19 protein-coding genes are annotated in these 20,068 nt (G+C 61.6%); 11 read left to right on the top strand and 8 right to left on the bottom strand.

What is annotated here, in order from left to right:
* Nucleotides 1–169: 169 nt before the first annotated feature.
* The 5 genes from ACQZ5H_RS08435 to ACQZ5H_RS08415 all read right to left on the bottom strand — a co-directional run bounded on the left by ACQZ5H_RS08435 (nt 170) and on the right by ACQZ5H_RS08415 (nt 5,161).
* The gene (locus ACQZ5H_RS08435; protein ID WP_413709809.1) at nt 170–1,231 is read right to left on the bottom strand and encodes an ABC transporter ATP-binding protein; all 1,062 of its coding nucleotides are present in this window, start codon (nt 1,229–1,231) and stop codon (nt 170–172) included.
* A gap of 12 nt (nt 1,232–1,243) precedes the next feature.
* Nucleotides 1,244–2,032 carry an ABC transporter permease gene (locus tag ACQZ5H_RS08430; RefSeq protein ID WP_112715556.1) on the bottom strand — a complete coding sequence of 263 codons (789 nt, stop codon included), beginning with the start codon at nt 2,030–2,032 and terminating at the stop codon, nt 1,244–1,246.
* Nucleotides 2,029–2,922: an ABC transporter permease gene (locus tag ACQZ5H_RS08425; protein ID WP_112715554.1), complete on the bottom strand. Its 894-nt coding sequence runs from the start codon at nt 2,920–2,922 to the stop codon at nt 2,029–2,031. Before ACQZ5H_RS08425 ends, ACQZ5H_RS08430 begins: the two co-directional genes overlap by 4 nt.
* A 72-nt stretch (nt 2,923–2,994) precedes the next feature.
* Nucleotides 2,995–4,098: an ABC transporter substrate-binding protein gene (locus ACQZ5H_RS08420; RefSeq protein WP_025555490.1), complete on the bottom strand. Its 1,104-nt coding sequence runs from the start codon at nt 4,096–4,098 to the stop codon at nt 2,995–2,997.
* A 190-nt stretch (nt 4,099–4,288) separates the two neighbouring features.
* Nucleotides 4,289–5,161 carry a MurR/RpiR family transcriptional regulator gene (locus ACQZ5H_RS08415; protein WP_449097313.1) on the bottom strand — a complete coding sequence of 291 codons (873 nt, stop codon included), beginning with the start codon at nt 5,159–5,161 and terminating at the stop codon, nt 4,289–4,291.
* Nucleotides 5,162–5,376: 215 nt separating this feature from the next.
* Between ACQZ5H_RS08415 and ACQZ5H_RS08410 the strand changes: the two genes are divergently transcribed.
* The 8 genes from ACQZ5H_RS08410 (at nt 5,377) to ACQZ5H_RS08375 (ending at nt 13,796) form a co-directional block, all read left to right on the top strand.
* Entirely contained in the window at nt 5,377–6,144 is a 768-nt protein-coding gene (locus ACQZ5H_RS08410; protein WP_449097312.1) for an N-formylglutamate amidohydrolase, read from the top strand.
* Between the two features lie 121 nt (nt 6,145–6,265).
* Complete coding sequence (locus tag ACQZ5H_RS08405; protein ID WP_112715550.1) at nt 6,266–7,813, top strand: amino acid permease; 1,548 nt, start codon at nt 6,266–6,268, stop codon at nt 7,811–7,813.
* Nucleotides 7,814–7,963: 150 nt separating this feature from the next.
* Nucleotides 7,964–9,331, top strand: coding sequence for a glutamine synthetase family protein (locus ACQZ5H_RS08400; protein ID WP_130277965.1), 1,368 nt, complete (start codon nt 7,964–7,966; stop codon nt 9,329–9,331).
* Between the two features lie 78 nt (nt 9,332–9,409).
* Nucleotides 9,410–9,892 (top strand): helix-turn-helix domain-containing protein, encoded by a 483-nt coding sequence (locus ACQZ5H_RS08395; RefSeq protein ID WP_449097311.1) that lies wholly within the window; start codon nt 9,410–9,412, stop codon nt 9,890–9,892.
* Nucleotides 9,885–10,301 (top strand): type II toxin-antitoxin system VapC family toxin, encoded by a 417-nt coding sequence (locus ACQZ5H_RS08390; RefSeq protein ID WP_449097310.1) that lies wholly within the window; start codon nt 9,885–9,887, stop codon nt 10,299–10,301. Before ACQZ5H_RS08395 ends, ACQZ5H_RS08390 begins: the two co-directional genes overlap by 8 nt.
* A 16-nt stretch (nt 10,302–10,317) precedes the next feature.
* The gene (locus tag ACQZ5H_RS08385) at nt 10,318–11,703 is read left to right on the top strand and encodes an aldehyde dehydrogenase family protein (protein WP_130277968.1); all 1,386 of its coding nucleotides are present in this window, start codon (nt 10,318–10,320) and stop codon (nt 11,701–11,703) included.
* Nucleotides 11,700–12,851, top strand: coding sequence for an iron-containing alcohol dehydrogenase (locus ACQZ5H_RS08380; RefSeq protein WP_449097309.1), 1,152 nt, complete (start codon nt 11,700–11,702; stop codon nt 12,849–12,851). The genes ACQZ5H_RS08385 and ACQZ5H_RS08380 overlap by 4 nt, the downstream gene beginning before the upstream one ends.
* Nucleotides 12,852–13,082: 231 nt before the next feature.
* On the top strand, nt 13,083–13,796 hold the full coding sequence (locus ACQZ5H_RS08375) for an AAA family ATPase (protein WP_449097308.1): 714 nt from the start codon (nt 13,083–13,085) through the stop codon (nt 13,794–13,796).
* Nucleotides 13,797–13,868: 72 nt separating this feature from the next.
* Here ACQZ5H_RS08375 and ACQZ5H_RS08370 read toward each other — a convergent pair whose 3' ends face one another.
* Nucleotides 13,869–15,242 (bottom strand): L,D-transpeptidase, encoded by a 1,374-nt coding sequence (locus ACQZ5H_RS08370; RefSeq protein WP_112715534.1) that lies wholly within the window; start codon nt 15,240–15,242, stop codon nt 13,869–13,871.
* A 245-nt stretch (nt 15,243–15,487) separates the two neighbouring features.
* Here ACQZ5H_RS08370 and ACQZ5H_RS08365 point away from each other — a divergent pair, with 245 nt between their 5' ends.
* The 3 genes from ACQZ5H_RS08365 (at nt 15,488) to ACQZ5H_RS08355 (ending at nt 17,137) form a co-directional block, all read left to right on the top strand.
* A complete protein-coding gene (locus tag ACQZ5H_RS08365) occupies nt 15,488–16,327 on the top strand; it encodes an aldose 1-epimerase family protein (protein ID WP_449097307.1) in 840 nt (279 codons plus the stop codon).
* A 68-nt stretch (nt 16,328–16,395) separates the two neighbouring features.
* Complete coding sequence (locus tag ACQZ5H_RS08360) at nt 16,396–16,734, top strand: TIGR01244 family sulfur transferase (protein WP_449097306.1); 339 nt, start codon at nt 16,396–16,398, stop codon at nt 16,732–16,734.
* A gap of 58 nt (nt 16,735–16,792) precedes the next feature.
* Complete coding sequence (locus tag ACQZ5H_RS08355; protein WP_449097305.1) at nt 16,793–17,137, top strand: RidA family protein; 345 nt, start codon at nt 16,793–16,795, stop codon at nt 17,135–17,137.
* Nucleotides 17,138–17,204: 67 nt separating this feature from the next.
* On the opposite strand, the gene ACQZ5H_RS08350 is transcribed toward ACQZ5H_RS08355, so the two are convergent.
* Both ACQZ5H_RS08350 and caiB read right to left on the bottom strand, forming a co-directional pair.
* The gene (locus ACQZ5H_RS08350) at nt 17,205–18,857 is read right to left on the bottom strand and encodes a thiamine pyrophosphate-binding protein (RefSeq protein WP_449097304.1); all 1,653 of its coding nucleotides are present in this window, start codon (nt 18,855–18,857) and stop codon (nt 17,205–17,207) included.
* The gene (gene caiB / locus ACQZ5H_RS08345) at nt 18,854–20,068 is read right to left on the bottom strand and encodes a succinate--glutarate CoA-transferase (protein WP_449097303.1); all 1,215 of its coding nucleotides are present in this window, start codon (nt 20,066–20,068) and stop codon (nt 18,854–18,856) included. Before caiB ends, ACQZ5H_RS08350 begins: the two co-directional genes overlap by 4 nt.

The raw sequence follows: 20,068 nt of genomic DNA, 5'->3' as shown, positions 1-20,068 counted from the left end.
CGTCGCAACCATGCGAAAGCTCCTCACCATCCTCAACGCCATCATCAGGGACAACAAACCATGGCAAGACGCTTGACGCAGAAGACAGTCGCTCTCCCCTCGGGGAGAGGGTAGGGTGAGGGGGCTCCGGGCCGCAGCTTCTGCCTTGGTCCGTTCGCCAAGTCTGTTCTCAATCCCTGATCACCAGCAGATCGGCCGCCATGAAGCGCAGCGTTACCGTTTCGCCAGCCTGCGGCGGGGCGACGCCCGGGTTGTTGAACATGTCGAAGGAAATGACGTTGCCGCCGACATTCATGCGGGTGCGGATGACCGAGCCCAGGAAGTGGGCGGAGACGACCTGGCCGGTCAGTGCCGTATCGCTCTTGACGCCTTCGGCGAGCGAACCGGCTTCCGGGCGCAGCGCCAGCTGCACGGTGTCGCCGGCCTTGTAGGTCTGGACCGACTGCTTCAGCGTGACGCCCTGATCGCCGATCTGGATGCGGTTGGCGGCGGGGTCGACGACCTTGGCTTCGATCAGGTTCAACGTGCCGACGAAGGAGGCGACGAAGCGGGTGGCGGGCGTGTTGTAGATCTCGAACGGCGTGCCGATCTGGTCGGCCTTGCCCGAGTTCATGACGACGATGCGGTCTGAGATCGACAGCGCTTCTTCCTGGTCATGGGTGACGAAGATCGTGGTGATGCCGAGCTGGCGCTGGATCGCCCGGATTTCTTCGCGCAGCGACACGCGGATCTTGGCGTCGAGCGCCGAGAGCGGCTCGTCGAGCAGCAGGACCTGCGGCTTGACGGCGAGAGCACGGGCGAGCGCCACGCGCTGCTGCTGGCCGCCGGACATCTGGTAAGGGAAACGGTCGGCGAGGTGGCCGAGATGGATCAGCGCCAGCATTTCCTTCACGCGGGCGTCGATCTCGGCCTTCGGCTTGCCGGCGACCTTCATGCCGAAGGCGACGTTGTCGTGCACCGTCATGTTCGGGAACAGCGCGTAGGCCTGGAAGACCATGCCGATATTGCGCTGGTTCGGCTTCAGCGAGGTCTGGTCCTTGCCATTGATCGTCAGCGCGCCGCCGGTCGGCGTTTCGAAGCCGGCGATCATGCGCAGGATCGTGGTCTTGCCACAGCCCGATGGGCCGAGGAAGGAGACGAATTCTCCCTTCTCGATATTCATGTTGAAGTTCTTGACGACCTGGACCTGGCCGAAGGACTTCTGAATGTTGGTCAGCGTGAGAAATGACATGAGACGGATACCTTAAGCCTTGGCCGGACGGGCCTTGCCGAAGCGGGAGACGAGATTGAGCAAGCCCATGCTGAGCCAGGTGATGGAGAAGGCGATCACGGCGAGTGCCGAGGGTTCATAGGCCTTGTTGGCACCGACGAGCTGCAGATACGGGCCGAAGGCCGGCCGGTTGAGCAGGGCTGCGAAGGTGAACTCGCCCATGACGATCGCGAGCGTGATGAAGGCGCCGGAGAGGACGCCGCTCATGACGTTCGGGAAGATGCACTTGAACATGATCGTCGGCCACTTGGCGCCGAGGCTTTCGGCGGCTTCCGTCAGGGTCCGCACGTCGATGGCGCGCATCGCGGTATCGACCGAGCGGTACATGTAGGGCAGCGACAGGGTGATGTAGGAGAAGACCAAGAGCACGTTGGTGCCCATGGTCGAGCCCGTCATCGGCAGGATCGACGACGAGTTATACATGCGCAGATAGCCGAAGACGATGACGATCGCCGGAATGACCAGCGGCAGCAGCGTGATGAACTCGACGACCTGGCGCATCTGCGGCAGGCGCAGGCGCACCCAATAGGCGGTCGGCACGACGAGCAGCATGCCGAAGATGATGGTCATCAGAGCCATCAGCATCGAATAGCCGAAGGTCTGCTGGAACTGCGCGTCGGAGAAGACCGACTTGTAGGCATCGAAGCTGTAGCCGTCGCGGCGCATGCGCAGCGAGAATTCGAGCGTGCCGAGAAGCGGGACGATGAAATAGGTCGCGCCGATGATGATCGCGATCCAGGCGCCGATACGTTGTCCCTTCATTTCTGCCACCGTTCAGCGCGCATGCGCAGCATGAGGTAAAGGACGTTCGATACGCCGGTGATGACGATCATGCCGAGCGCGATCGCATAGCCGAGGTTGGCGTTGTGCAGAACGTCGCCGCGGATCTGCGCATAGAGCAGGATCGGCACGATGTTCAGCGACGAGCCGGTCAGCGCGTAAGCGGTCGCGATGGCGCCGAAGGCGTTCGCGAAGAGCAGCAGCGTCGTGCCGAGCAGGCTCGGCCAGAGGATCGGCAGGGCGACCATCGTCCAGTACTGGCGGTTGCTGGCGCCGAGGATTTCGGCAGCCTCGCGCCATTCCTTCTTCATGCCGTCGAGGGCAGGCGTCAGAATCAGCACCATCAGCGGGATCTGGAAATACATGTAGGTGATGGTCAGGCCGAAGAAGGACAGCAGGTTGAAGCCCGTGCCGTAGAGATTGAAGCCGAACCAGTCACGCAGGAAAATGGTGACGAGGCCGGTGCGGCCGAGCGTCGCCAGGAACGAGAAGGCGAGCGGGATACCGGCGAAATTGGATGCGACGCCCGAGAAGGTCAGCAGCGTGCCGCGCACCGAGGCGGGCAGGCCGCCGAGCACCACGGCCCAGGCGAGGAAGAAGCCGATGAGCGCACCGCCGAGAGCCGAGGCAACCGAGACGCGGATACTGATCCAGTATGCGCTCAGGATGGATGGTGTGAAGAGATCGGCGATGTTCTTCAGCGTGAATTGACCGTCCGGCGTGAAGAACGCGCCGATGACCAGATAGAGCGTCGGGATGATCAGAAACAGCAGGGCGAAGATGATGAATGGGGCGATGCCGAGCCAATCCACCACGCGATCGCGGTTGATGAATGGGGCACTGCTTGCCGCAGGCGCAGTCACGGTGCTCATGGATGCTCATCCGGGGACGTCGAGGGGAAAAAGAACCTCCCCGCCGTGGGCGGGGAGGCATGGCAGCAGATATTACTGAACGTTGGCGCCGACGACGCTATCCCACTTGCCGGTGATAGCAGCCTTGCCCTTGTCCTGCTCGTCGAGCGTCGGGAAGACGGCCTTTGCATAGCCTTCAGCCGGCGGCAGCTTGTCGAGCAGTTCCTTCGGAACCTTGCCCTTCTGAGCGAGGTCGTTGAAGCGGATCGGGTGGCAGTAGCCCTTCAGCCAGCCGAGCTGACCTTCGTCCGAATAGAGGTATTCCATCCAGAGCTTCGCAGCGTTCGGGTGCGGAGCGAAAGCGGAGATCGCCTGGACGTAAACGCCAGCAACAACGCCCGAGGTCGGAACGACGACTTCAACCGGCGGGTTGCCGTTCAGGCTGTCGCGCCAGGAGAGACCGTTGTAGTCCCATGCGACGACGATCGGGGTCGAGCCCTGAGCGAGCGAAGCGGACTTGCCGATAACCGGAACGAGGTTGCCGGCCTTGTTGAGCTCTGCGAAGTAGGAGAGACCTGCTTCACCAGCCTTCGTTGCGTCCTTTTCGCCGGCAGCGAGGCCAGCAGCGTAGACGGCCTGGACAGCCTGGTTCGAAGCGCGCGGGTCACCAGCGAGCGAGATCGAGTTGGCGTATTCCGGCTTCTTCAGGTCGGCCCAATCCTTCGGGACGTTCTTGACGATGTCGGTGTTTACGACGAACGAGAGAACGCCGTAGTAATCGCCGTACCAGTAGCCGTCAGCGTCCTTTGCGGAGTCCGGAATGGAATCCCAGGTCGAGACCTTGTACGGCTGGATCAGGCCTTCAGCCTTGGCCGACGGGCCGAAGGAGAGACCGACGTCGATGACGTCAGGAGCCTGCGGGCCGGTGTTGCCCTTGTTGGCCTTGATTGCTTCGATTTCGTCGCCCGAACCTGCATCCGGGTTCAGTTCGTTGACTTCGATGCCGTACTTGGCCTTGAAGCCTGCGATGACGTCGCCGTAACCGCACCAGTTGTGCGGCAGAGCGATGGTCGTCAGCGTGCCTTCCTTCTTGGCGGCAGCGATCAGGTCGGCGCTCGGCTCAGCTGCAGCAATTGCAGTCGAAGCAACGACGATCGCAGTAGAAAGCGAAAGCAGTCGAGAAATGTTAGAGATCACTGTTGTTCTCCTTCGGTTTTCAGTGGTCTGGCGAAGCTGTTACTGACCTTGCATGAAGCTTGTATGACAGTCGCGTGACGTTAATTTTTCTTTTGATTGCAGGCGGTTGCCGGTGCTGTTCCGTTTGCGACACGCCGCTCTATTTTGTCTGCGCCTTCATTGATTTTATTTAATCTTGCCCCTTTCCCTCTTACCCAAGTTTGCGGAAGAGCCTGGTCTGCTCGAACAGGCCCTCCAGCGTTTTCATGCGCTCCTTCGTTTCGTCCCAGGTCGAGCTCTGGACCGCTTCGATCAGTGCCTCGACAATGAAGAGAGTGACGACGGATGAATCCCAGGCCGACGGCGCCTCGATCTGGACGCGGAAGGCGTGCCTGGCGAGCTTGGCGGCGGGCGATCCCCACTGGTCGGTGAAGACGATGATCTCGGCGCCGCGCTTGCGCGCTGCCTGTGCCAGGCTCACCATTTCCTGCTCGTAGCGGCGGATGTCGAAGATGATCAGCAGGTCGCCGGCGTTCATATTGAGAACGTATTGCGGCCAGCTCGACGAATTGGAGGAGAGCAGGGCGGTGTTCGGCCGGATGACCTGCATATGCGTGAAGAAATATTCGGCGAGCGCACCGGTGATGCGGCCGCCGACGAAATAGAGGCCGCGCTTGCGGTCCGACAGCAGCGAGGCGACGCTATCGAAGGTCGCGGTGTCGAGATCGCCGAGCGTCTGGCGCAGATTGCCGATGATGGCATCGGCGAAGCGATTGAGAATGTGGGTGCCCGGCGCATTCGAGGCCCAGCGGTCATGCTTGGCGATCGGGTTGGAGATCGTCGCCTCGACTTCCTGATGCAGGTGCGCCTGGAAATCCGGATATCCCTTGAAGCCGAGCTTCTGGACCATGCGCACGACCGTGGGCGTGGAAACGCCGGCATTTTCGGCAATGGTCGTGATGCTGCCCAGTCCTGAGACCGGGTAGTTGTCCAGCAGACTTTCGGCCAATTGCTTCTCGGCGCGCGTCAGCACGTCGAAATGCGCATGGATTACGTCCGAGACCGTCTTCGACGCGGCGTTCACTCGATCTTGCTCCCCGGGAATGGCTTGTTTTGATCCCGACGCTTTCCCTTTGCGTCAGGTGCCACTTTCCCACTCAAAGTTAACAACGCTGTCACAATCCATGTCAACCATTGTCATGAAAAGAAATTTTCAGAGCGCGCTTGACAGTGTGGAAAAGCTGAAGAATTCTTTTCTTAATAATTTTTTATAAAGCCATCTGGCGAGGCGCAGCCCACGTGCTCAACGAGTTCAAGGTCCTAAGCGAAGCAGAAGGAAGTTGCGCCGGCATCGAGCGGCGCGGCGGCAAGAGCCCGGTGCTCGTCATCTGCGAACACGCGTCGCGGACCCTGCCGGAAGCCTTCGGCGATCTCGGCCTTTCAAAGGATGCACTGGAAAGCCACATCGCCTGGGATCCGGGCGCTCTGGCGGTGGCGCGCGGGATTTCGGCAGCGCTGGATGCGACGCTCGTCTACCAGCGTTTTTCCCGTCTGATCTACGACTGCAACCGGCCGCCGGAAGCGCCGGGCGCAATGCCGGAGAAGAGCGAGATCTACGCCATTCCCGGCAACCAGGGACTCACTTCCGAACAGCGGCAGGCGCGCACCGAAGCGTTGTACATTCCCTTTCACAATGCGGTGCGCGAGCTGATTGCGGAGCGCAAGGCGAGGGGACAGGAGAGCGTGATTGTCACAATCCACAGCTTTACGCCTGTCTTCAACGGCAAGCCGCGTGCAGTCGAGCTCGGTATCCTGCACGATGCCGACAGCCGCCTCGCGGACAAGATGCTGACGGCTGCGGCCGATGCGCCGCTCTACAAGACAGAACGCAATGAACCCTACGGCCCTGCAGACGGCGTGACACATACGCTCATCCTGCACGGGGTTTCCAACGGGTTCCGCAATGTAATGATCGAGGTCCGCAACGACCTTATCAATGACGATGCCGGTCAAGGGGTCATGGCCGACTATCTCACAGGGCTTCTCCAGCAGTGTCTGGAAGGCTGACTATAAAAAGAAAACGGCCCCAGGGAGCAGCTTAGCTGCGGACGTCCGATGGCAAATGCCACGGACAATTTGGCACAGGATCGACCGCAATCCCGCGGCCGATCGCTAACAGGGGGAAGTCATGTCTGACTATACCGATCTGGATAAAAAGCAGGATATGAGCGTCCTGCATTCCATGGGCTATGCCCAGGAACTTGAACGGCGGATGAGCTCGTTCTCGAACTTCGCAGTGTCATTCTCGATTATTTGCATTCTCTCCGGCGGCATCAATTCGCTGGCACAGGCCACGGCAGGAGCTGGCGGCGCGGCAATCGGCATCGGCTGGCCGATCGGCTGCTTCGTATCGCTCGTCTTCGCCGTGGCGATGGCGCAGATCAGCTCTGCCTATCCGACGGCCGGCGGCCTCTATCACTGGGGTTCGATCCTCGGCAACCGCTTCACCGGCTGGCTGACCGCATGGTTCAACCTGCTCGGTCTGGTCACCGTTCTCGGCGCCATCAACGTCGGCACCTATTACTTCTTTATGGGTTCCTTCGGCACCAGCTATTTCGGCCTGACGGATACGACTGCGGTTCGCATCGTCTTCCTCATCGTCATCACCGGTGCACAGGCGCTCGTGAACCACATGGGCATCGGCCTCACCGCCAAGCTCACGGACTTCTCGGGCTACCTGATCTTCGCAACGGCCATTGTGCTTTCGGCAGTTTGCCTGTTTGCAGCGCCGTCCTACGAGATCGGCCGTCTCTTCACCTTCGCCAACTATTCCGGCGAAGCGGGCGGCAACGTCTGGCCGGCGACATCGGGCGCCTGGGTGTTCCTGCTCGGTCTGCTGCTGCCGATCTACACGATCACCGGCTATGACGCTTCGGCCCATACGTCGGAAGAAACCGTCAAGGCGGCTCACTCGGTTCCGCGCGGCATGGTTTCGTCGGTCCTGTGGTCGGCGCTGTTCGGCTACATCATGCTGTGCTCCTTCGTCCTCATGCTGCCGAACATGGACGATGCTGCAAAGCAGGGCTGGAACGTGTTCTTCTGGGCGATGGACGCGCAGGTCAATCCTGTCGTCAAGGACATCCTCTATTTCGCAATCCTCGTCAGCCAGTGGCTGTGCGGCCTTGCGACGGTGACATCCGTTTCGCGCATGATCTTCGCCTTCTCGCGTGACGGCGGCCTTCCGGCTTCCAAGGCGCTCGCCAAGGTCAGCCCGAAATACCGCACCCCGGTTGCCGCGATCTGGACGGGTTCGATCCTCTCGGTGCTGTTCGTCTGGGGCTCGTCGCTGGTTTCGATCGGTGACACGCCGGTTTATACCATCGTCGTCTCGTGCACGGTCATCTTCCTGTTCTTCTCCTTCGCGATCCCGATCACGCTCGGTCTCTTCGCCTGGGGTACGTCGAAGTGGGACAAGATGGGTCCGTGGAACCTCGGCGAAGGCGTCTTCAAGCTCTTTGCAGTCCTCACCGTTCTCGCCATGATCCTGATCTTCATCCTCGGCGTTCAGCCGCCGAATGGTCCGGCTCTCTACGTGACGGTCGGCTTCCTCGTTCTGACCGGCATCGTCTGGTTCGGCTTCGAGAAGCGCCGCTTCAAGGGCCCGCCGATCGGCGACGAAGTGGCACGCCGTCAGGCGGAGATCGCCGCTGCCGAAAAGGCTGTCGGCCAGCACTAAGGCCAGAGGCTTCCCTCTCGAATGGCGGGGCCGCGGCGCACGCGGCCCTATCCCCGGTTCAATGAAAAAGCATCGGGCAGGCATCGCCTGCCGCTGCATGCCCTTTCGTTGTTCCGAATTCTCAATTCAAAAGAAGCAGGCGGGTAAAAGATGACGACCAGCTATACTCTCGACGATCTCAAGAAGGACGTGGCCGAGGGCCGCATCGATACGGTTCTGGCGTGCCAGATCGACATGCAGGGCCGCCTGATGGGCAAGCGCTTCCAGGCCGAATACTTCCTCGACAGCGCCTGGAAGGAAACGCATAGCTGCAACTATCTCGTGGCGACCGACATGGAGATGGAGACGGTCTCCGGCTACAAGGCGACGAGCTGGGAAAAGGGCTACGGCGACTATACGATGAAGCCGGACCTTTCGACGCTGCGCCGCATTCCCTGGCTCGAGGGCACGGCGCTCGTTCTCTGCGATCTGCTCGATCACCATACGCATGAGGAGGTGCCGCATTCGCCGCGCGCCATCCTGAAGAAGCAGGTGAAGCGCCTGGAGGCGATGGGCATGAAGCCGTTCATGGCTTCGGAGCTCGAATTCTTCCTGTTCGACCAGACCTATGAATCGGCTCATGCCTCCGGATATCGCAACCTGAAGCTCGCCAGCGCCTATAACGAGGATTACCACATCTTCCAGACGACCAAGGAAGAGGAAGTGATGCGGGCGATCCGTACCGGTCTGCAGGGCGCCGAGATCCCGGTCGAGAACTCGAAGGGCGAGGCTTCTGCCGGTCAGGAAGAGATCAACGTCCGCTATGCCGAGGCCCTGACGATGGCCGACCGCCATACGATCATCAAGAACGGCTGCAAGGAAATCGCCTGGTCGAAGGGCAAGGCCATCACCTTCCTCGCCAAGTGGCATTACAATGCTGCGGGCAGCTCGTCGCATATTCACCAGTCTCTCTGGAGCCTCGATGGCAAGCCGCTGTTCTTCGACGAGAAGGGCAAATACGGCATGTCGAAGCTGATGGAGCAGTATGTCGCCGGCCTGCTCGCCCATGCGAGCGAGATCACCTATTTCCTGGCGCCCTACATCAACTCCTACAAGCGCTTCATGGCCGGTACGTTCGCGCCGACCAAGGCGATCTGGAGCAAGGACAACCGCACCGCCGGCTATCGCCTCTGCGGCGACGGCACCAAGGCGATCCGCATCGAATGCCGCGTCGGCGGCTCCGATCTCAATCCCTATCTCGCCTTTGCCGCGCTGATTGCCGCAGGCATCGACGGGATCGAGAACAAGCTTGAACTCGAAGCGCCCTTCGTGGGAGATGCCTATGGCGCCCGCAAGGTGCGCGAGATCCCGCGGACGCTGCGCTCGGCAACCACGGCGATGACGAAGTCGAAGATGCTGCGCAGCGCCTTCGGCGACGACGTCATCGACCACTATACCCGCGCTGCCGAATGGGAGCAGGAGGAATACGACCGTCGCATCACGGACTGGGAGGTGGCGCGAGGGTTCGAGAGGGCTTGAGATAATCGCAACACTCGCTCCGATTGTTGCGTTGGTCGCATTATGCTAATGTGATCTGCGTTTTCAGAGGAGATCGACATGGGTGTGATCGACAGCGCATGGTTCTATGAAAAGCTCTCGGAGCGAGGCTCCTCGCTTCGCGATATGGCGCGTTTCATGGGGCTTGATCCGAGTGCGGTGTCGCGCATGCTGAGCGGCGAACGGAAGATGAGCGCTGAGGAGCAGGACCAGATCGCCGATTATATCGGCGTTCCCTTGGATGAGGTTGCGGCGCATCGGCGCGGTGATCTCGCCGGGTTCGCCGAGAAGAAGCAGGCGGGCTATGAAAGTTCAGGCGCCAATCCGGCGCAACCGGATGAGCCGCCGGTGAAGATGTTTACGGAGGACGATGTCATCTACAAGGATGGCAAGCGCTGGATGGAACTGGATGATGGGACGCTGCTGGAAGTGCACCCCGCGTGGGGATGCATGAAGGGGACGCTGACCATCATGCCGGGGGTCGATCTGACCGCGCCGATGGAGTGGGACGAGGAGTGGGGCGAGAAGCTATACAATGAGTAGTGCTTTTCTGCTCGATACCTGCGCCGCAATCTGGATGACGAGGAGCGAGCCCCTGGCCGAAAAGGCCTTGGCCGCGCTTGCGGATGCGAGAGTTGCTCGACTGCCGGTTTTCGTTTCCGCTGTGACGGCATGGGAGATGGCGATGCTTTTGGCACGAGGGCGCATTCGCGAAACCAAGAGCGCGGAGAGGTGGTATAACGACTTCAGGCTCGAAGCAGACATTGACGAACAACCAGTGACCGCAAACATCTTCATGGCGTCCTGCTCATTGCCGCAGCTGATTCATAAAGACCCCATCGATCGCATACTGATTGCGACCGCGCGGGAAAACGACCTGACGATCATCACGCGCGATCGCGCAATTCTTTCCTACGGCGCTGCGGGCCATGTTCGCACGCTGGCCTGTTAAGTCTGGAGCATAACTGATGACTATTATCCAATGCATATCGCCGGTCGACGGATCGGTTTACGCGGAGCGTCCGGCGCTCTCGCTGGAGGCGGCGAAGGAAGCCGTGGCCCGCGCGCGCAAAGCGCAGAAGACCTGGGCGAAGCGTCCGCTCGAAGATCGCGTTCAGCTGGTGCTGAAGGGTGTCGCGCGTCTCAACGAGATGTCCGACGTCGTCGTTCCCGAGATCGCCTGGCAGATGGGCCGTCCGATCCGTTATGGCGGCGAGTACAAGGGCTTCAACGAGCGCTCCAACTACGTCGCGTCGATCGCGGCGGAAGCACTGGCGCCGCTCGTAGTCGAGGAGAGCGACAAGTTCGAGCGCCGCATCGAGCGCGAAGCGCATGGCGTCGTCTTTGTCGTCGCGCCGTGGAACTACCCCTACATGACAGCGATCAACACGATCGCTCCGGCACTGATGGCCGGCAATACCGTGGTGCTGAAGCATGCGTCGCAGACACTGCTGGTCGGCGAGCGGCTGGTGCAGGCCTTCGTCGAAGCCGGCGTTCCCGAGGATGTCTTCCAGAACGTTTTCCTCGATCACCAGACGACCTCGGCGCTGATCGCGGCCGGCAGCTTCAATTTCGTCAACTTCACCGGTTCGGTCGAAGGTGGACGTTCGATGGAGCGGGCGGCAGCCGGCACCTTCACCGGTCTCGGCCTCGAGCTCGGCGGCAAGGATCCGGGCTATGTCATGGAAGATGCCGATCTCGACGCTGCCGTCGATACGCTGATGGATGGCGCGACCTACAATTCCGGTCAGTGCTGCTGCGGTATCGAGCGCATCTATGTGCACGAGTCGCTCTACGACAGCTTCGTCGAGAAGTCGGTCGCCTGGGTGTCGAACTACAAGCTCGGCAATCCGCTCGATCCTGAGACCTCTCTCGGCCCGATGGCGAACAAGCGCTTTGCCAAGGTGGTGCGCGAGCAGATCGCCGATGCGGTTTCCAAGGGCGCCAAGGCGCTGGTCGATCCGAAGCTCTTCCCGCAGGACGATGGCGGTGCCTATCTCGCTCCGCAGATCCTCGTGAACGTCGACCATTCGATGGAGTTCATGCGCGAAGAAACCTTCGGCCCGGCCGTCGGCATCATGAAGGTTAAGTCCGACGAGGAAGCGCTGGCGCTGATGAATGACAGCCAGTACGGCCTGACGGCCTCGCTCTGGACCAAGGATGCCGAGCGGGCAGGGCGCCTCGGCCGCGAAATCGAAACCGGTACGGTGTTCATGAACCGCGCCGACTATCTGGATCCGGCGCTTTGCTGGACCGGCGTCAAGGAAACCGGTCGCGGCGGCTCGCTGTCGATCATCGGCTTCCAGAACCTGACGCGTCCGAAATCCTATCACCTGAAGAAAGTCACAGCATGAGCAGCAACATCACAGCCAACTGGAGCTACCCGACAGCGGTCAAGCTCGGCCGCGGCCGCATCAAGGAGCTCGCCGACGCCTGCAAGAGCCTCGGCATGAAGAGGCCGCTGCTGGTCACCGATCGGGGCCTCGCCTCGATGGCGATCACCAAGAACGCGCTCGACATTCTCGAAGATGCCGGTCTCGGCCGGGCGATCTTCGCCGATGTCGATCCGAACCCGAACGAGAAGAACCTCGAAGCCGGCGTCAAGGCCTTCAAGGACGGCGGTCATGACGGCGTCGTCGCCTTCGGCGGCGGTTCGGGCCTCGATCTCGGCAAGTGCGTGGCTTTCATGGCCGGCCAGACGCGGCCAGTCTGGGACTTCGAGGATATCGGCGACTGGTGGACGCGCGCGAGCATCGAAGGCATTGCGCCGATCGTTGCCGTGCCGACGACGGCTGGTACCGGCTCGGAAGTCGGCCGCGCCAGCGTCATCACCAATTCGGCGACGCATGTGAAGAAGATCATCTTCCATCCGAAGTTCCTGCCCGGCGTCGTCATCTCCGATCCGGAACTGACGGTCGGCATGCCGAAGATCATCACCGCCGGTACCGGCATGGATGCCTTCGCACATTGCCTGGAAGCCTATTCCTCGCCCTTCTATCATCCGATGTCCGCGGGCATCGCGCTTGAAGGCATGCGCCTCGTCAAGGAATTCCTGCCGCGCGCCTATAAGGAAGGCACGGATCTGGAAGCCCGCGCAAACATGATGTCGGCCGCCGCCATGGGCGCTGTCGCGTTCCAGAAGGGTCTCGGCGCCATTCACGCGCTGTCGCACCCGATCGGTGCCGTCTACAACACCCATCACGGCATGACCAATGCCGTCGTCATGCCGGCCGTGCTGCGCTTCAACCGCGCTGCGATCGAAGACAAGATCGCCCGTGCGGCGGCTTACCTCGGCATCTCCGGCGGTTTCGATGGCTTCTACGACTACGTGCTGAAGCTGCGCTCCGAGCTCGGCGTGCCGGAAAGCCTCTCGGCGATGGGAATCGCGCCCGACAGGATCGACGAACTCTCGGCCATGGCAATCGAAGATCCGAGCGCCGGTGGCAACCCGGTTGCGATGACGCTCGAAAATACCAAGGCGCTGTTTAGGGATTGCTTCTAAAGTTAACGAAGGCGGACCAACCAGCTGGCCCGGAAAGCGCAGGCTTTCCGGGCTTTTTTTGTCCGCAGACATCCTGAATTCTAGGGATGTGAGAAATGCAGGCTGCAATTTCGGGCTGTCTGTTTAGGTTTTGTTAACCACGATTGGAAAGGATGCATTAACCGCACGATGAATCGAAAAGTGCGTAAGAGAGCGATACCGGCTCGCGGCTTTTCCATTCGAGGACCTGATATGCCAGTCATTACTTTTGCAAATACCAAGGGCGGCGCCGGCAAGACCACGGCCGTGCTGCTGCTGGCAACCGAGCTTGCGCGCAAGGGATATCGCGTCACCATTCTCGACGCCGATCCGCAGCACTGGATTTCGCGCTGGCATGAGATTTCCGGCAACGTCTACAACGTTTCCGTTATCGATTTCGTCACCTCCGCGTCGCTGCCGCAGCATATCAGCGAGAACAAGGCGAATACCGATTACTTCATCATCGACCTGCCGGGCGCGCGCAATCCGCTGCTCGCCACCGCTGTCGGTCTTTCCGACCACGTGCTGATCCCGATCCAGGGTTGTGCCATGGATGCCCGCGGCGGCGCGCAGGTTCTGGAACTGCTGCAGTATCTGGACGAGAAGGCAGGCATCAAGATCGGCCATTCGGTCGTTCTCACCCGTGTCAACTCGATGGTTACCACCCGCGCGCTGCAGATCGTCAAGGCGCTGCTCAACGAGCGTCATGTTCCGGTTCTCGATACGGCGATCATCGAACGCTCTGCCTTCCGCGATATCTTCGATGTCGGCGGCACGCTCGCGACCATGGACCCGACCCGCGTTTCCAATCTCGACAAGGCGCGCGAGAACGCTCTCTGTTTCGCCGAGGAAATGATGCGCAAGCTGCCGGTGAAGCTGCCGATCGCGGCTCGCCTCTCTGGCCTGCTGATGCGCGACGCTGCCTGATCGGCAAAACGTCACAACAAAAAAAAGCCGCCGGGAGACCGGCGGCTTTTTTGTTTGTTCAATTGTGAATGGTCAGTCGACGAATTCGACGGTGACGCCGGGCTTGACCATCTTGGCGAGCTCGGTGGCATCCCAGTTGGTTAGGCGAATACAGCCGTGGCTCTGGGTACGGCCGATCTTCGAGGGTTCCGGCGTGCCGTGAATGCCGTAGGTCGGCTTGGAGAGCGCGATCCAGACGGTGCCGACAGGGCCGTTCGGGCCTGGCGGGATGTTGAGCACCTTGTCGTTGGCGCCCTGCTGGAAGTTGATCTTCGGATTGTAGGTATAGCCGGGGTTCAAGGCGACGCGGTCGACCGTCACCGTGCCCGAGGGCGAGGGTGTGTCGGCGGAGCCGATCGAGGCCGGGTAGGCGGCGATGAGATTGCCGGCATCGTCATAGGCGAAGACCTGCTTCTTGGCCTTGTCGGCGAGGATCTTGGCCACCGTGCCGGTCTTGGGGTCGCCAGGATTGACGACCTTGATGATCGTGCCGGGAACGGTGAAATCGACGCCTGGGTTCATTTCCTTCAGGAAGCCTTCGTCCATGTGGAAGCGCTCGGCCAGGGCCTCGGTGGTGGAAGTGTAGGCGAGGGACGGAAGCAGCGCCTTGTGGGCGTAATCCTCGGGAATTTCCGCTACATAGGGGCCGGCGGCATCCGAGGGGGTGATCGTGTAGCTGACGACGGGCAGGCCGCCGGAAAGGCGCAGCTGCTCAAGGATCGCGTCCGTATTGTTCGGGTCGAGATTTTCGCCGGTCATCTGGTTATAGGCGTAGATCGCCTTGGTGACGTTCGAGCCCATGTGGCCATCGATGACACCAGGAGATATGCCGGCGCGGTCGAGGAAGACCTGCAGCGCGACGATCTCCGGCTTCGACTTGCCCTTCAGGGTAATCGCAGGCTCTTCGGGAGTGCGCGGCTGCTCAACCTGCGGCGCCTGCTGATCGGGGTCGATCGAAGCGTAGTCGCCGTTCTGCTGATCGGGATAGGGCTGGTCGAGCGGCTGGCGGTCGATGCTCGCATCGCGCGGGATCGAGCCGGTCACGGCGCCGCGCTCGATATAGCGGGTGCTGCCGTAGCGGCTGTGGTCGCCGTTCTCGGCATTATAGGGGTCGTTGTTATAGGGATCGCGCGAGGGCGCTGCCGGGTAATAGCCGCGCGAGCGCATTTCGGTGGCGACGATCCGGCCATAGCTGTCGACCAGAACGCGGTTGCCGCTGCGGTCACGGGAATAATAGACGTCGGCGCCCGGCGGGATGTAATCGACGATCTGACCGTCCGGCGTTACCATGACGACATCGCGCTGGCCGCGGCCACCCCATTGCTGCGCTTGCGCTTCCGGTATCACCGAAGTGACGGCCAGAATGACGGCGGCGAGCGACAGGCCATATTTCAAAATGCGATTCACGTCTCACACCTCAACCAGTGACTGGGCCGACACACACCCGCGAATTTTGACGCTAGTGTGGAATTTATGAATTCGTACTGAACAAATTATGAAAATATCCGTGATCACTTGCGTGAGGCTAAACGTTTGGTTTGCCTTGACGGTTCCGAGTTGATTGCCGGTTGTGGGCAATTGCGCGCAGCGTGATTGACGAAAGCTTGCGCCACCCCTAACCCTACGGCTGTTTTGATACAGGGGAGGACGCCATGATCGAATTTGCTGCCGCCAAAGGGCCGCGCCTGATGCTGGATGAAACGTCGGTCATGGATATCGGCGCCTGCGTCGTCGATGGCGTCGATATTTCGCCGAAGCGGGCGATCCCCGATGATGGCGATCCGCGCATCGACCATTCGCTTGAGGGCTTTCTGTTTACCTGCGGCCCTGATCATATCCGCCATCGCCAGCCGATCCCGGGCCGCAGCGACGGAGCGATCTATCCGCTGCACGGCTCGGTGTCCGGCCACAAGGCCAAGGTGCTGTGGACCAAGTTCGAGAACGGCAATGTCGAGTGCCGTGCCGATATCGATCTTGTCACCGTCGAGGGACCTCCTCAGCGCATCGAGCGGCTCTGGAAGATCGATGGCGCGACCGGCGAGGTTTCGCTGGAGGACAAGGTCGTCAATACCAGTGACCAGACGGTGCCGACCTTCCTGATGTATCATATGAATGTCGGCGGCAAATGGTTCGACGAGGGGACTCGGCTGGAAGGCAAGATGCTCGATGGCGGCGGTTTTCCCTGGACCTTCGGCGAGGAACTCGGCGGTATCTTCTGCGTCGAGGCGCCGGCGACGGACAGCGGCTATGCCGAGGTGCGGCTCGGGCCGATGAAGGCGGTCCATGGCCGGACGCTCAGGGTTCGCATGCGTGCCGATACGCTGCCTTACCTGCAGGTCTGGCGGAACCAGAAGGAGCCCGCCCATATTCTCGGCATCGAGCCGGTGACGCATCGCTGGGTCTCGCGCGGCGAACTGGAAGCGGCTGGCGAGTTCAACATGCTGAAGCCGGGCGAGAGCCGCAGCTACGGGCTGACCTTCGCCTTTCTATGAGCGAGTTGTTGACGCTCGCGGTTACGCATCGTAGAGCTTCTGCCGTTCATTTTCAGGAGGCATTCGCGATGGACATCCGCCCGATCGACGACGAATATTCGGTTTCCGGCCAGATCTCGGTCGAGGATCTCGATCAGATCAAGGCGCTCGGCTTCAAGTCGATCGTCTGCCACCGTCCCGATGGCGAAAGCCCGGACCAGACGCCGTTCTCGGTGATCGAAGCGCGTGCCAAGGAGCTTGGCCTCGACATCGCTCACGTGCCTGTCGGCCCGATGGGCGTGACCGAGGAAGCGGTTGCCGGCATGGTCGATGCGCTCGACGAATTCCCGCGCCCGATGCTCGGCTATTGCCGTTCCGGCGCCCGCTCTACGGCGACCTATCAGAAGAGCCATCACCTTCGCAGCTGATATCCTGGCGCGGCTAGGTTCCGCGCCCCTCATTCCATAAGAAACTCAGGAGAAAACCATGAGCATCAAGCGCATCGGCCCCGGTCCCCGCATGAGCGGCGCCGTCGTCCACGGCAACACCGTCTATCTCGCCGGCCAGGTTGCCGAAGGTGAGACCGTCACCGATCAGTGCAAGGCTGCTCTTGCCGAAGTCGATCGCCTGCTGGCGGCTGCCGGCTCGAACAAGTCGAAGATCCTGCAGACGCTGATCTACCTCTCCGATATTGCCGACTTTGCCGAAATGAACGCCGCCTGGGAAGCCTGGGTCGACCCGGCCAACACCCCGGCTCGCGCCACCAGCGAAGCCAAGCTGGCCGCTCCGAAGTACAAGGTCGAGTTCATCGTCACCGCGGCGATCGACTGATATTTCGGTTGTTTCCGAAATCCGAAGCCGGTGGGTTCGCCCACCGGCTTTTTTGTTTGGTGGCCTTTCAGCTCTTCGTCCTGATCTGCGTCAGCGTCCGCGCCGGTGTAATGGCTTCCGGATCGAGCTTGATCTCGATGATGGCGGGCTTGCCGCTGGCACGGGCCCGTTCAAAGGCGGGGACGAAATCGGCTGTGGCCTCCACCGTCTCGCCATGGCCGCCATAGGCGCGGGCCAGCGCTGCGAAATCGGGGTTGGTGAGATCGGTGCCGCTGACGCGGCCGGGATATTCGCGCTCCTGATGCATGCGGATCGTGCCGTAGATGCCGTTGTTGATGACCAGCACGATGATCGGCAGATTATAACGGACGGCAGTGGCGAACTCCTGGCCGTGCATCATGAAGCAGCCGTCACCGGCAAAGCAGATCACCTCGCGCTCGGGAAACAGCGCCTTGGCGGCGACCGCGGCCGGCAGGCCGTAGCCCATCGAGCCGGATGTCGGGGCAGCCTGGGTGTTGAACTGGCGGAAGCGGTGGAAGCGGTGCAGCCAGGTGGCGTAGTTTCCGGCGCCGTTGGTGAAGATCGTATCGGCGCGGGTATTGCCTTCGATCCAGTCCATGATCGGGCCCATATGGACATTGCCGGGGCCGGTCTGCGGCGGCTTCGACCACGCGAGATAGCTCTGGTGCATGCGCTCGGTGCGCTCGGCCCAGCGCGGTTCGGCGGGGGCTTCAAGATCGGCAAGCGCATCGACGAAATCCTGCGGCGAGGCGGCGATTGCCAGATCCGGCCGGTAGATGCGGCCGAGCTCGGAGGGATCGGGATAGATGTGGACGAGCTGCTGTGCCGGGTAGGGGATGTCGATCAGCGTATAGCCCGATGACGGCATTTCCGACATGCGGCTGCCGAGCAGGATCAGCAGATCGCTTTCCTTGATCTCCTTGGCGAGCGCCGGGTTGATGCCGATGCCGACATCGCCGGCATAGGAGGGATGCAGGTGGTCGAACAGCATCTGGCGGCGGAAGGAGCAGCCGACCGGCAGCTTGAAGCGCTCGGCGAAGGCGCGGAAATCGGCGACGGCATCAGCATCCCAGCGGGTGCCGCCGAGGATCACCAAGGGACGCTCGGCTTTCAGGAGCCGCATGTAGAAATCGTCGATCTGGCGGCGGCCGGGATAGGCGGCGACGCGCGAATAGGCCCGCGCACGGGGCGCCTCCACCTCATCGCGCAGCATGTCCTCGGGCAGTGACAGGACGACGGGGCCGGGGCGGCCGGAGGTGGCGATCGCGAAGGCGCGGGTGACGAATTCCGGGATGCGGGCGGCATCGTCGATCTCGCCGACCCACTTGGCATATTCGGTCAAAGCCCGGCGGAATTCGACCTCCTGGAAGGCTTCGCGCTCGCGGGCATCGCGCTGCACCTGGCCGATGAACAGGATCATCGGGATCGAATCCTGGCGGGCGATGTGCAGGCCCGCCGAGGCATTGGTGGCGCCGGGGCCGCGGGTGACCATGCAGATGCCGGGCTCGCCGGTCAGCCGCCCCCAGCAATCGGCCATCATCGCCGCGCCACCTTCCTGGCGGCAGACGACGACCTCGATATCGCTGCCGTGAAGGGCATCGAGAACGGCGAGGAAGCTCTCGCCGGGAACGCAGGAGAGGCGGGTCACCCCATTGGCCTTCAACGCTTCGACGATCAGTTCTCCACCCGATTTTTTCATGATGCCGTTGTCCTCCCTTTTATTGACCGCTCCAGCGCTTCGAGTTCGGCCAGCACCTCCTCCTGGTGCTCGCCGAGGCGCGGGCTCGGTCTTTCGTAACGTAGCGGTGTTTCCGACAGAACCACAGGGGTTCTGACGCCAGGGATCATTGTCCCGGCGGTGTCGGCAAGATCGATGCGCAGGCCGCGAGCGATCACCTGCGGATCGGCAAACATTTCCTCGATCGTATTGATGGCGCCGGCTGGCACCGCATTTTCCTCGCAGGCCCGCAGAAGATCGGCCTTCGGCCAGTTCAGGGTCTTGCCGGAGACGATGCGGCGGACCTCGTCGCGATTGGCGACGCGGGCCTTGTTGGTTGCGAAGCGCTCGTCCTCGCCGATCCCCTCGAGGCCGAGAATGGTGCAGAGGCGGCGGAACTGGCCGTCATTGCCGACGGCGATAATGAGGTAGCCATCAGCAGCCGGGATCACCTCATAGGGCGAGATGTTCGGATGGGCATTGCCCAGCCGCACCGGCGCCTGGCCGCCGACGAGATAGTTCATGTTCTGGTTGGCGAGCACGGCGGACTGGACATCGAGCAGCGCCATGTCGATAAGCTGGCCTTCACCCGTCTTCAGCGCATGGATCAGTGCCGCCTCGATCGCCGAGACGGCGTAGATGCCGGTGAAGATATCGGCGATCGCCACGGCGGCCTTCATCGGCTGGCCCTCGGGTTCGCCGGTGATCGACATGAAGCCGGACATGCCCTGGACGATGTAGTCGTAACCGGCGAGATTGGCATAGGGGCCGGTCTGGCCGAAGCCGGTGATCGAGCAATAGACCAGCTTCGGATTGATCTTGCGCAGGCTCTCGTAATCCAGCCCGTATTTGACGAGGCCGCCGAGCTTGAAATTCTCGATCAGCACGTCGGCTGTTGCCGCGAGACGGCGCACCAGCGCCTGTCCCTCTTCGGTCTTCAGGTCGGCGGTGATCGAGCGCTTGTTGCGGTTTGTCGAGTGGTAATAGGCGGCCGAGAGGTTTTCGCCGTCGGCGCCCTCGACGAAGGGCGGCCCCCAGTGGCGGGTATCGTCACCGCCTTCGGGATTTTCGACCTTGATGACGTCGGCGCCGAGATCGGCCAGCATCTGCCCGGCCCAGGGACCGGCGAGCACGCGGGCGAGCTCGATCACCCTGATGCCATCAAGCGGCGGCTTTTTGCTGGTGGCCGTCAT

Source organism: Rhizobium sp. 21-4511-3d (assembly GCF_053522545.1).
Note: the sequence above shows the minus strand (reverse complement) of the source record. Positions and strands in the feature narration are given on the sequence as shown.

What these genes read in the sequence shown, in the direction of transcription:
- ACQZ5H_RS08435 (WP_413709809.1), bottom strand. Translation starts at nt 1,231, where the DNA reads ATGTCATTTCTCACGCTGACCAACATTCAGAAGTCCTTCGGCCAGGTC.
- ACQZ5H_RS08430 (WP_112715556.1), bottom strand. Translation starts at nt 2,032, where the DNA reads ATGAAGGGACAACGTATCGGCGCCTGGATCGCGATCATCATCGGCGCG.
- ACQZ5H_RS08425 (WP_112715554.1), bottom strand. Translation starts at nt 2,922, where the DNA reads ATGAGCACCGTGACTGCGCCTGCGGCAAGCAGTGCCCCATTCATCAAC.
- ACQZ5H_RS08405 (WP_112715550.1), top strand. Translation starts at nt 6,266, where the DNA reads ATGTCTGACTATACCGATCTGGATAAAAAGCAGGATATGAGCGTCCTG.
- ACQZ5H_RS08400 (WP_130277965.1), top strand. Translation starts at nt 7,964, where the DNA reads ATGACGACCAGCTATACTCTCGACGATCTCAAGAAGGACGTGGCCGAG.
- ACQZ5H_RS08395 (WP_449097311.1), top strand. Translation starts at nt 9,410, where the DNA reads ATGGGTGTGATCGACAGCGCATGGTTCTATGAAAAGCTCTCGGAGCGA.
- ACQZ5H_RS08390 (WP_449097310.1), top strand. Translation starts at nt 9,885, where the DNA reads ATGAGTAGTGCTTTTCTGCTCGATACCTGCGCCGCAATCTGGATGACG.
- ACQZ5H_RS08385 (WP_130277968.1), top strand. Translation starts at nt 10,318, where the DNA reads ATGACTATTATCCAATGCATATCGCCGGTCGACGGATCGGTTTACGCG.
- ACQZ5H_RS08380 (WP_449097309.1), top strand. Translation starts at nt 11,700, where the DNA reads ATGAGCAGCAACATCACAGCCAACTGGAGCTACCCGACAGCGGTCAAG.
- ACQZ5H_RS08375 (WP_449097308.1), top strand. Translation starts at nt 13,083, where the DNA reads ATGCCAGTCATTACTTTTGCAAATACCAAGGGCGGCGCCGGCAAGACC.
- ACQZ5H_RS08365 (WP_449097307.1), top strand. Translation starts at nt 15,488, where the DNA reads ATGATCGAATTTGCTGCCGCCAAAGGGCCGCGCCTGATGCTGGATGAA.
- ACQZ5H_RS08360 (WP_449097306.1), top strand. Translation starts at nt 16,396, where the DNA reads ATGGACATCCGCCCGATCGACGACGAATATTCGGTTTCCGGCCAGATC.
- ACQZ5H_RS08355 (WP_449097305.1), top strand. Translation starts at nt 16,793, where the DNA reads ATGAGCATCAAGCGCATCGGCCCCGGTCCCCGCATGAGCGGCGCCGTC.
- ACQZ5H_RS08350 (WP_449097304.1), bottom strand. Translation starts at nt 18,857, where the DNA reads ATGAAAAAATCGGGTGGAGAACTGATCGTCGAAGCGTTGAAGGCCAAT.
- caiB (WP_449097303.1), bottom strand. Translation starts at nt 20,068, where the DNA reads ATGACGGCCACCAGCAAAAAGCCGCCGCTTGATGGCATCAGGGTGATC.